The organism is Streptomyces sp. NPDC017943 (assembly GCF_044328425.1).
GTDB lineage: Bacteria > Actinomycetota > Actinomycetes > Streptomycetales > Streptomycetaceae > Streptomyces > Streptomyces djakartensis_A.
Window position 1 is genome coordinate 1 of sequence record NZ_JBIRHH010000034.1, and the last position, 10,129, is coordinate 10,129.

The following is a 10,129-nucleotide window of genomic DNA, read 5'->3' on the forward strand; positions in this document are numbered from 1 at the left end:
CGATCCACGGACGAGAGTTCCTCTTCCCCACGAACAGAGCAACGAGCATCTGAGCCGACAGTCACACCATCAGCGACTTCTGTTAGGACCTGTTAGGGCTGGTCAAGCTCTTGGCCGACGGGCCCGCGGTGGAGATTCTCACCGATGCCGGCTACCAGGGTCTGGGCGCGCAGACCGGCGGCCGGGTGGTGACACCACCGCATCTCAAGTTCAAGAAGAACGCCCCGGACTGGTACGAGGAGATGCACGAGCGACAGCGCAAGGCACACACGTCGTATCCGGGTCGAGCACGGGATCGCCCATCTGAAGAATGGGCGGGTCCTGGCCCGCCACCTCGGCCGCCGCGAGCACATGAGTGACACCGTCCAGGCCGTCGCCGGCCTGCTGTCCCATCAGCAGACCGCGGACCTGACGTCGACACGGCAGAGGTGAACACCGAGCCCCGCCGCCATCCTCGACGCCTCCCTGCCTACCGTGCACGAGCTCGTTAGACTAAATCCCGGCAGCGGTGAGCTTGGATCTCATAGAGTACGGGCTCGGACCGCAACCCACTCCAGTGTGCCGCTGCAGTTGTCATCGGGACAGACATCCGGGGCAGCCAGCTCGGCTTCGGTCTTCAAGGCCGGATCGATGAACGTAGCACAGTCCGCTGAGCAGACTCCGTACGCCTCGAATATGGTTCCTATTTGGGCGCTGGAAGGCGGTGTTTCTTTTGAGGGCTGCCCGTCGTCATCCATCTCATGCGCCCCTTCTCGTGCCACCTTCGAAGATTACGTACTGTTGGGGGCGGGTCGACCTGGGAATCGACCCACCCCCAACAGCGTTCTGGTGCTGCCGCCCGGAATTGCTTGGGACATGTTCCGGCACAGCAGCACCTGTGGTCTCACCCCACCAGGGAGACCCTTCGATACCAGCTTGGGGAGGAAATGCTGCGGGCTGCCCTCCACAGCGCAGGTGTATGGGCGGGCAGTGAACCGCAGTAGCCGGTATCTACTTGCAGCTACGCGAGCAGTGCTCGGCGGGTTCACAGCAATCGCCGAAGAGTGTGAGAAGGGCCGGGTGATCACCATCACCCGGCCCTTCCCCCTGCTGCACGAGCAGGGGTTCCGTCTCTGTCGACAACAGGGATAGGCATGGTAGGAGCGCGCCCCCACGGCATGTCCGCACCGTCCTTTCCCTTCGACGAGGACGAGTGAGGAGCCGCACCAAACGTCCTACGGAGGCGACATTCGGTGCGGCACCTCGAGCTCCGACCCTTCGGTGAAGCCCCAGACGCTGGTCGGCGATTTTCCATGGGTTGTCACCACCGCCAGCACAACGGGTCAGCGTCAGCCCACGGACAACCCGCGTCCACCCGTCACTACGCAGCCGCACACACTCGGGTTCGCGGTATCTGCACTGTGGCTGTAAATGATCGCTTGGCTCAAATGAGGTGATGGAGAGGGCCGGGCGGTGCATACCCGACCCTCTCCGGCTGCCACCCTTATGTCCCCTAGGGTCTGTCGTTCGGATCAGCCCGGCTGTGAGGCTCGGCTCTGTCAGCCGACTCGAGCGAGGCCTGGTGCGTCCAGATGCAAGGCGGAGGAGGGCGTCAACGCGGAGCGTTGGCAACCGACGACAACGCCGCAGATGGGCGTGCCAGGCCCCGCGACGCCGGAATGATCCAAACGACAGGCCCTAGTACTGCAATGGTGTCTGTGCTGATTGCTGACCAGTTCAAGGGCTGTGTCCGCGTCGCTTGTAGTGACTGATGCGGGCTTGGTGCTGGCGTCGGCGTCGCCAGATTGACCAGTGCAGGATGTGGTCGACGAGGGTGGGCCGGCGGTCGGTGAGTCGGGTGATCAGCCGTCTGATCTCGGCGAGGCTGAGGTGGATGAGCTGGGAGGATCCGTTTCTGCTTTGTCCGCGTCCAGTTCTCGGGCTCGCAGGACGGTCAGACAGGCGTGGGCGGCCATGGCCAAGGTCATGTGGCGGTGCCAGCCCGGATAGCGGCGGACCTGGTAGTCGTCCAGGCCGCACTCCTGCTTGGCGGTCTGGAAGCATTCCTCGACCGCCCAGCGGCTGCCGGCGATGCGGATCAGCTCGTCCAGCGTGGTGCCGGCGGGGCAGTAGGCGATGTAGTAGGAGATCTCCTCAAGCCGGGTGACGCTGCGGCGGGCCGCACCTCGACGCGCGCCCAGTCGTAGATCCGCCGGCCATGAGCTCCCTGCCCGCAGGAACGGCGTTTCCACTTCTGCCGTGGCAGGCCGGGAAACAGGTCGTGGACGGGGTGATCGAGAGCGAAGCGGGTGACGACGGTGTCGTGCCGGGTGGTGGCCATGACGTGGAAGACGTCCGCCTGCTCGAGTTCGTAGCGCCAGCCCTTGGAGAAGCCGTAGGCGGCATCCGCCGTCACCCACCGGAAGGGGACCTTGTCGGCGATGGCCCGGCGGACCATCGTCTTGGCCATGGCCACCTTCGTCTCGAAGGCGACGCTGTCGTCGATGCCGACCCGGCGGCAGCGTTCCCGGTCGTCCGTCCAGGAGGTGGGCAGATACAATTTGCGGTCGATCAGGGTGCGTCCGCGGCTGGTGGCGTAGGCGAGGAACACGCCGATCTGGCAGTTCTCGGTGTGTCCGGCGGTACCGGAGTACTGCTTCTGCGCGCCGGCCGAGCGGATGCCCTTCTTCAGAAAGCCGGTGTGATTGACGATCAGGACGGCTCTGGATCTCCGAGGTGTTCCACGACGTAGTCGCGCACGTCGTCTAGGACATCGTTGGCGTCCCACTCGATCCGGTTCAGCAACCGCTGAATGCGGTCAGGACCCGCGTGCCCGGCCTCCTCCGCCAGCGTCCAGCCGTTCTTCCGCTCCAGCGGCGCGACCAGCCCACGCATATACGCCAGAGCAGATTGCCGCGGCTCCTCCCGGCTGAACCGGTGCACGAACCGCTCATGCACCGCCTCGAGTTCACCCGCCCACAGCCTGACATCAGCAAGGGCCCCACCCATGACCACATCAACGACCGAGCTGGCCAGCAGTCACGGCAAGGACCGTTGCAGTACTAGCCCCAACATTTGAAGCACGGGGGTGATGCAGATCCGCCGACAGCACATGCTGCATCACTTCCCGTGACACTCCCACTTGACCACCCACCTCTGCCCTCCTGTCTCCTACCGACCCTGTGGGGCAGGGTCGGCGGGAGACAGAGGTGATCTGTCTGGGTGTGGTGGCCGTAGTCGGGGTGGGGGTGTCACGCCCTCTGTTGGTAGCTCGGAGATTGGGAGTTGTTGTGCCGAAACCAGGCTATAAGCACACCCCGGAAGCGCTGCAGAAGATAAGGGACGCGAGGCGGGGCAAGAAGGCCACCGATGAGACGCGGGCGGCAATCAAGGCGGGGCATGCGGCGCGGGGGGAGGAGGCGCGCAGTGCGGCCGTCAAGAAGGGGCATGAGACGCGGCGGCGGAGAGCTGCTGCAGCAGCGGCTGATGCTGAGGCGGCTGCTGCGTTGGTGGCGTTGTCTGTGGCGCAGGCAGGGCGTGCGGGGTCTGTGTCTGGGGGGTCGGATGTGAGTGTGAGTTCTGATGAGGAGTTGGTGGTGACGAGGAGGTCTGGTGCGCCGTCTCCTGTGCCTGGTGTTGCGCAGGCTGCGTCTTCTGTGGTTCCTGGCTCTGCTGTTATGGCGGCTGCCGGTACTGTGCAGGCTTCCTCCTCGGCGGCTGTGCAGCAGCATGGTTTCTTGGGTCCGGGACGGAAGAACATCCTGGGGTAGGTGCGGGAGAGCCCCCGCCACCCTTTTCCCCCTGTAGCCACCTGCCCGCGGAGCGGGCTGGTCCGGGAGCGCAGCGGACGGACCCAAGGGCCCGGCACGGGCCCGCAGGGCAGTGCCTGGCACTGCCCTGCCACGGGGCGCGCAATACCGCACCCGGTGTGCGGGGGCGGGATCTTACGGTGGTCGGGTGGAGGAGTTAAGCTTTCGCACCAACTGACGTCGCTGAGACACCCACCGGCTACCCGCCTCGGATACCAACTGCCGGGTCCGCGCCGACCGCGGCCTCACCGGCATGTCGACTATCGGACTTGCCCCCCGATCGGGTACGGGTGCTGCCGTCTTCGGGCGCGTCACAGAGCGGGGCCGATACGAAGTCCCGACCAGTCGGTGCTCTCCGTTAAGGACCTGCTCGTGCGCTTCGCCCGTACCCTCACGGCTGCCGCCGCCTTCGCGGCCGTACTGCTGCCCGCCCCCGCCCCCGCCCACGCCATCCCGGCCCCGACCCTGCAACGCGATCCCGGCCAGACCATCAGCCTGCCCGTGCGCGAGGCCCTGACCCAAATCCCGGTGGCCGGTGAGGACCGCACCGGCTACCAGCGCTCGGCGTTCAAGCACTGGGTCGACGCGGACCGGGACGGCTGCAGCACCCGAGCCGAGGTCCTCAAAGCCGAAGCCGTCACCGCACCTGAGCAGGGAGCGGGCTGCGCCCTGTCCGGGGGCCAGTGGTACTCGCCCTACGACGACCGCTACATCGAAGGCCCGCGCGGTGTGGACATCGACCACCTGGTCCCGCTCGCCGAAGCCTGGGACTCCGGCGCCTCCACCTGGACCCCTGCCGATCGTGAGGCATACGCCAACGACTTGGGCGACGACCGCGCGCTGATCGCGGTGTCGGCCGCGTCGAACCGCTCGAAGGCGGACCAGGACCCGACCACCTGGATGCCCCCGGCCGAGGCCTATCGCTGCCAGTACGCCACCGACTGGATCGCCGACAAACTCCGCTGGCGCCTGGCCGTCGACGAAGCAGAAGCGGCCGCCCTCACGGACATCCTCAATAGCTGCTCGAATGTACCGGTCAATGTCACTCTCGCCCGATAATCAGAGAGCGTCGCGCTGCGCGCCATCGAGGCAGGTCAAACGCAACGGCGTACCCGTCGGCCGCTGAGCGCCAGGCACCGTGACCTGATGTAGCGGCAGGTCCCTGTCCTGCGATGTCCCGGTGGGAGGCACGGATCGGGTGCAGTGTCTGCAAGACGTGCCGCCCCAGAGTGCCTTACAGCTCCCGTAGCTGCCGTGGGGTGTGACGTGTTGAGCATCTTGTCGTTGTTATAGGTGTCGCGGTCATCCTCGCTGCGGATACCCGACATCAGGGCCTGGGCGCGCCTACGTCGGTGAGCCCGGGCCCTTCCTCTCCGTGGCGTCGCTAGATACTCCTCGCCGCAGCAGCGGCTGCCCTCGGCGCAGCGCTCCTCAGCCCCGCGCCCACCCCCACGTCCGGCTGCGGGTACGAAGCCACCACTACCGTGCACCTGCGTTCGGGCCCAGGCAGACTGGAACTCTGCCCAGCCTGCGACGCCCACCGACCAGCCGCCCACGCGTTCATCCAGTGGCACCGCGACCCCGGCCGCGACCCGAAGGCGCTACCGAAGCTCTTCGAGGACTGGGAGACCGAGACCATGCACGCCCACGGCTGGACGCGCGCCCCGCAGCCTGACGTCCCACCCAGCCCACCGACCCATCTGCGCCTCGTACCGCGTGGGAGAGGCTGAGCCCGCTACGCGAAATCCGGCCAGGATTGTCAGTGGCCCAGGGCAGACTGGTCGGATGCAGCTCGCCGCTGTCAACGATGTTACGAAAGAGGCGCGAGCGCGAGCCGAAGTTCTTACCTTCCCGGCCGGATCGCCCTGACAGACCTCAACGGACAGGAAGAAGAGCCCGGCGCCTCTTCCATGCAGACCGCGCGGGCCCTGCTGGAACTGGCCAGCACAACTGCCGGAGCGCTGTCGGCCGAAGACTTCGAAGAGCGCAAGGCCGAACTCGAAGCGGTAAGCAACGACATCACGCAACAGGTCTTCGAGTACTGGAAGCAGAACCCGGACCTGTCGGTGGAGATCGACCTGGACAAGACCACCGTCCAGCAACCGAACGGACAACAGGCCGTCGCCAGCCACCTCGACATCCGTGTCAGGGACCGCCGGCACGGGTTCACCAACAACTTCTCCGCCCGTTGCACGGGCTTCCAGTGGTTCTTCAGCTTCCTGGCAGCCTTCTCCGAGTTCGGAAACTACCCGCACGGCGTCGTCGTCCTGCTGGACGAACCAGGACTGAGCCTGCACGGCCGCGCCCAGGCTGATTTCCTGCGCTTCATCAACGAGCGCCTCGCTCCCGTCGCCCAGGTCATCTACACCACCCACTCTCCGTTCATGGTCGAAACGGCCCAGCTCGACCGCGTCAGGATCGTCGAAGACCGCGGCCCCGACACCGGCGCGGTCGTCACCGACGAAGTCCTCTCCGTCACCGACGACTCGCTCTTCCCACTCCAAGCCGCCCTCGGCTACGACATCGCCCAGAACCTCTTCGTGGGCCCCGACAGCCTCCTGGTCGAAGGAACCAGCGACTACACCTACCTCACGCTGATCAGCGACTTCCTCAAAGAGGCGGGCCGCACACACCCTCGATGACCGCTGGCGCATCCTGCCCGCCGGCGGCGCCACCAACATCCCCGCCTTCGTCGCCCTCATCGGCACCAGCCTCCAGGCCACGGTTCTCATCGACAGCACCCCGGCCGGAGTCGCCAAGCTCAAGACCCTCACCAACAAGGGCCTGCTCTCCCCGAAGCGGCTCCTGCTCACGGACGCATTCAGCGACGGCGTCAAGGACAGCGACATCGAGGACCTGTTCTCCCCGGGCGACTACATCAAGCTGTACAACGCGGCCTTCGGCACCAAACTCAAGGTCAGCGACCTCAACGGCAACGACCGCATCATCGCCCGCATCACCCGGGCAACCGGAGCACCGTTCACTGAGCACGGCCGCCCCGCCGACGCCCTGCTTCGCAAGCGGGACAGCCTTCTCCCCGGACTCTCCGAGACAACCCTTAGCCGCTTCGAGCAACTCTTCAGCGCCATCAACAGCACTCTCTCCTGAACCGACACACAGCGGTCGGCCACCATCTCCTGACGGTGGCCGACCGCTGCGCTTGCCGGGCAAGTCTGCTGCCGTCCCATCATGTTCGAGGACTCACGAGCTTGCGAAGCTGTACGCACTGAAAGGCGAAACGGTGCACAAGTCCGTCGTTCGCCGTGCCGTCACCCTCACTGCCCGCGTCCGGTGTAAGCGTTCGTGGAGGCGTCACGCTTTCGGGATGAGTTGTACGCGTGTCTGACCGTGCGGGGCGAACCGCGTCATGACGCGGTCAGTCCATAACGCCGAAGTGTGCAGGGCCCTCCACCTGTAACGTTTTCGGCAGCGGGCCCGGGTGATGGAGCGGCGGGCGGAGGACGCTCGCCGCATGGCCGATCGTGTTCAAGGAATGGCCGGCCACTGCAATGCCCTCGCCGAGGCGGCCCGGGCTCTGAACGGGGCGCAGATCGTCAACTTGTTCCGGATCAACTTGGACCTGCTGAGGAGCATGGAGCCCGCGAAAGGACCTCGGCTTCGCGTCGCCACCCGCTGGGCCGGGGAGCCGCCTGGCCCCCGCCCGGCCCCAGCGTGCGTCACCTCGCCACCGGAACCACTCCGCCCCCAGACGACCTCGTGAAGGCCCTGGAAACCAGCTGCTGACCGGGTTCGGCCGCACTCGCCGACTCGGGCCGGGCCCTCAGGACGCTCCTGGGGGCCCGTGCCGTGCCCGGGCACGGTCGCAGACGGCACGGACGCCGTAGGGTGCAGCCCGCCGCGTCAACGCTCATTCCTGGGAGCAGCGGGCCGGGGCAGCCTTCAGGCGGACTCTTCGCGGACGCCGGACGCGGCATCAGCCCCAGCAGATTGTGGACCGCGCCTACGAGGCCTGGGGCTGCGCAGTGACTGCGCGGCCCCAGGCGCTTGTCACGGCCGGCTGGGGGAGGGGGGCTGTTTACCGGCCCGGTCCTCGGTTGGGGGTGGTGTGGGTGGAGGTGGGTGGGGCCGGGTGGGGTTTGGCCGGCGGCTGCTGCCATGGTGAGGGGCATGGGGTGGTGGGAGTACGAGGTGGACGCCCCGGAGGTGGATGTCGCGGTGGGCCAGCTGGACGGGGGCTGTGGCTGGGAGGGTGTTGTTTGGGTGCCGGGCTGAGTGGTGTTCCGGGTCGGGAGCACGGCCGTGGCGTGGGAGCCGGCCAGTGCTTGTGAGGGCGTCACTCCCTGGTGTGAAGGCCCGGCATCTGGTTGCACGGGATTTCTGACCAAACCGTATCCGTCGCCCACCTTGACGAGGAAAGGCGCCAGACCTCTCGCCCGCAGCGCCACGGCCTCCTCCTCCTTCAGGATCGTATTCGGCTTATGGCGCCCCGCAGTAATTACAGCGCTATTAAGGTGCTTACCGATGGGAACTCCGCCCACCTTCACGTCATAGGTGGGGAGGCGGCGCTTCTTTTGATTGTCGGTGATTTGCGATTCGGGTAGGGCCCGTATTGCGTCCGCCCATTCGTCGGCCGTGCGGATCACGCGCGTCCGATGCGTACCCGCACCATCATTCTGTGCCGTCTCGGCTGGGGCTTGTGTCTGGGCGTGAGCTCGGGTTTCCGTTTCGCCTTGCTCTCGGGCGGCTCGGGCGGCTCGGGCTTGCGTTCGGGCTTCGGCTTGTGCGTAGGCCGCGGTTAGGGCGGGGGGCAGGGTGTGTTTGCGGAGTTCGTTGATGTCGTGTGGGGTGAGGTTGACTCCTTTGGTGTGGGCGTAGTGGTGGACTTGTGCGTAGGTCACGTCGCGGTTGGCGGGATGGGCGAGTTTCTTGAGGAGGTCGTCGCGGAACTGTTTGTGCTGGTCGCCGACGAAGAGGGAGAGCCCGGAGCGGACGAAGGGGGCGTAGGGGGCCTTGCGGCCGTGGAAGGGCAAGTCCTTGACGGCGTGGAGTTCTGGTGGCATTTCATTGCTGGTTTCGCGGGGGATGCACATGGCGTCGAACTTGTCGACGTCGATGACGCTGGGTTGTCGTGGGGGAGGGGCGGGGGTGTGGGCCGGGCCTGCGGGTGAGCGGGGTGTGGGTCCGGCGGCAGGGTATGCGCCGTGTGTGGGGGTGGGGAGGCTTCCGGGGGCTGTCCTGGGTTGCGGGGGTTGTGGGGGTGGCAGGGGCGGGAGAGCCAGGCCTTGGAGCCCGGGTGCTACCGGGGGGTGCGGAAGGATGGGCCGGCGGTGCTGGATCGTGCATCGGCGGGAGTGCTGAATCGTGAGCCGGCGGGAGTGCCGCCGAAGAGTGAATCGGCGGGAGTGGTGAATCGTGAGCCGGCGGGAGTGTCGGCGGGGGTGACGGACCGGGGCCGCCCGTACGTGTCGTAGGGACGGAAGTATGGGGTGGTCGAGCTTCGTGGAGACGGTGCTGCCGACAGCCCGCGCTCACTCGTCCGGTTCGGGCGGGGGGAGGGGTGAGCCGAACCGAACAGCGATTCCCCGCCCTCCGACGGTGCTTGTGAGAGGCCACGGTCATACGGAGGACCGTACGCGCTGGTGTTCATCATGTCGCGGGCGAGGAAGTCGCTGTCCGCTGCTGATGATGCTTCCGATGGTGCTTGTGAGAAGCCGCGGTCATAAGGAGGGCTGTACGTGCTGGTGTTGTTCATCATGCCGCGGGCGCGGAAGTCGTAGCTGCTCGCTGCCGATGGTGCTTGTGAAGGACCACGGGAGTACGGAGGGCGGGACGTGTCGGTGTCGGTCATCGTTGCGTCGGTGGCTTCCGATAAGCCACGGTAGTACAGGGGACGGGGCGTGCGGGTGTTGTAGGGGAACTCAGGGGGAGTGGACACCAGCGGCTCCAGAGTGTGGACGGATGCGGAAGAAGGGGCTGGGGCGGGCTCCGGGCTGTATCCGCCCCTTCTGGCCTTTCTGTTCCTACGGCCGGCTGTGATCTGCCGGTTCACCCCCGTCCGGGGGGCGGCCGGGCCCGGCCCTTGCCTTACTGATCATTTCAGAATGAGGTCCGCAGTCGTCTCAAGCAGATGATGCTGCAGGCGAGTTGGAGCAGGCCGAGGTGGAGGTCGGCGCGTATCTCGTAGCGGATCCGGAGTCGTTTGAACTGGTGGAGCCAGGCGAAGGTCCGCTCGACGACCCAACGGGTCTTGCCCAGGCCGGAACCGTGAGCCGTGCCTTTCCGGGCGATCTTCGGTGTGATGCCGCGGGCCCGTAGGAGACGGCGGTACTTGTCGTAGTCGTAGCCGCGGTCGGCGAACAGCCGGCGAGGCCGGTGACGTG

At 66.6% G+C, this 10,129-nt stretch carries 6 protein-coding genes and 1 pseudogene; 4 read left to right on the top strand and 3 right to left on the bottom strand.

Translation table 11 applies throughout. The annotated features are described in order from the left end of the window. Positions 1-1,841: 1,841 nt before the first annotated feature. Positions 1,842-2,988, bottom strand: a pseudogene (locus tag ACH4C6_RS35140) (IS701 family transposase). A gap of 1,172 nt (positions 2,989-4,160) precedes the next feature. Between ACH4C6_RS35140 and ACH4C6_RS35145 the strand changes: the two are divergent. The 3 genes from ACH4C6_RS35145 to ACH4C6_RS35155 all read left to right on the top strand — a co-directional run bounded on the left by ACH4C6_RS35145 (position 4,161) and on the right by ACH4C6_RS35155 (position 6,430). Further along, complete coding sequence (locus ACH4C6_RS35145) at positions 4,161-4,847, top strand: HNH endonuclease family protein (RefSeq protein WP_398112689.1); 687 nt, start codon at positions 4,161-4,163, stop codon at positions 4,845-4,847. Positions 4,848-5,272: 425 nt separating this feature from the next. Then, on the top strand, positions 5,273-5,518 hold the full coding sequence (locus ACH4C6_RS35150) for a DUF6300 family protein (protein WP_398112690.1): 246 nt from the start codon (positions 5,273-5,275) through the stop codon (positions 5,516-5,518). 180 nt (positions 5,519-5,698) lie between these two features. Continuing rightward, entirely contained in the window at positions 5,699-6,430 is a 732-nt protein-coding gene (locus ACH4C6_RS35155; protein ID WP_398112691.1) for an ATP-dependent nuclease, read from the top strand. Here ACH4C6_RS35155 and ACH4C6_RS35160 read toward each other — a convergent pair. Continuing rightward, positions 6,399-6,863 (bottom strand): hypothetical protein, encoded by a 465-nt coding sequence (locus tag ACH4C6_RS35160; protein ID WP_398112692.1) that lies wholly within the window; start codon positions 6,861-6,863, stop codon positions 6,399-6,401. The two genes, ACH4C6_RS35155 and ACH4C6_RS35160, sit on opposite strands and share 32 nt — an antisense overlap. 1,700 nt (positions 6,864-8,563) lie before the next feature. Here ACH4C6_RS35160 and ACH4C6_RS35165 point away from each other — a divergent pair. Then, positions 8,564-8,917: a hypothetical protein gene (locus tag ACH4C6_RS35165; RefSeq protein ID WP_398112693.1), complete on the top strand. Its 354-nt coding sequence runs from the start codon at positions 8,564-8,566 to the stop codon at positions 8,915-8,917. Positions 8,918-9,845: 928 nt separating this feature from the next. Here the strand turns inward: ACH4C6_RS35165 and ACH4C6_RS35170 are convergent. Further along, the coding region (locus ACH4C6_RS35170) for a transposase (RefSeq protein WP_398112694.1) at positions 9,846-10,129 on the bottom strand (284 nt) is incomplete at its 5' end.